This window comes from Arsenophonus sp. ENCA (genome assembly GCF_002287155.1).
GTDB classification, from domain to species: Bacteria; Pseudomonadota; Gammaproteobacteria; order Enterobacterales; family Enterobacteriaceae; genus Arsenophonus; species Arsenophonus nilaparvatae.
This window is the reverse complement of sequence record NZ_NHNG01000507.1, coordinates 1-885: the sequence shown is the minus strand read 5'-3', so window position 1 is coordinate 885 and position 885 is coordinate 1. Positions and strand designations below refer to the sequence as shown.

The following is an 885-nucleotide window of genomic DNA, read 5'->3' as shown; positions in this document are numbered from 1 at the left end:
TGATAGGTATACCCTTACGTGCTGATTGATAAGCAATACCACCTCCCATGATACCAGCGCCAACAACGGCAGCTTTTATGGGGGCTTCAATGGATTGGCTTCTCTGTTTAGCTAAATTTTTAACATATTGATCATTGAGAAAAACTCTAATTAAAGCATGCGCTGCTGGGGTGTCAGTTAGTGGAATGAAAGCTTCGGTTTCCAATGATAACGCTTCTTTACGTCCACAATTGGCCGCTTTTTCGATAGTTTCTAACGCTTTCGATGGTGCAGGGTAATGTGAGCCTGCCGCTTTCATGACTAAACCTTTTGCGACATTAAAACTCATCGTTTGTTCTATTTTATTCAGTTTTAAAGGTTGGGTTTTAGATTGCCGTACTTGCTGCCAATCTAATCTGCTGGCAATCGCATTTTCCAATAGTACCAGAGCTGAATTTAGTAACTGTTCTTTGGCCACAATCGCGTCAATCAGACCATTTTTTAAAGCGGTTTCGGCATCGATATCTTTTCCTGTAGTGATAATCTGTAATGCATTATCTAAACCAATTAAGCGCGGTAGCCGTACTGAACCTCCAAACCCAGGCATAATACCCAGTTTAACTTCTGGTAAACCAATTTTAAGATCGGGTGTAGCGATACGGTAATCTGTTGTTAATGCGCACTCACAGCCTCCTCCCAAAGCGTAACCATTAATGGCGGTTACGGTCGGAATGGGTAAGTCTTCGATACGATTAAAGATGCTGTTAGTAAAATTAAGCCATTGTTGAAGTTGTGACTTTGGTGCATTAAATAGCGAGAGAAATTGTTTAATATCTGCACCAACAATAAAAGTGGGTTTTTGTGAAATCAGAATAAGCCCTTTTAATTGACTTAGGATCTTTTTGT

General features: G+C 40.2%; 1 protein-coding gene. It reads right to left on the bottom strand.

Annotated elements, in window-relative coordinates; all coding sequences use genetic code 11:
* Positions 1-885, bottom strand: an 885-nt coding sequence (locus CBG25_RS13305) for an enoyl-CoA hydratase-related protein (RefSeq protein WP_290607212.1), incomplete at both ends; no start/stop codon positions are given.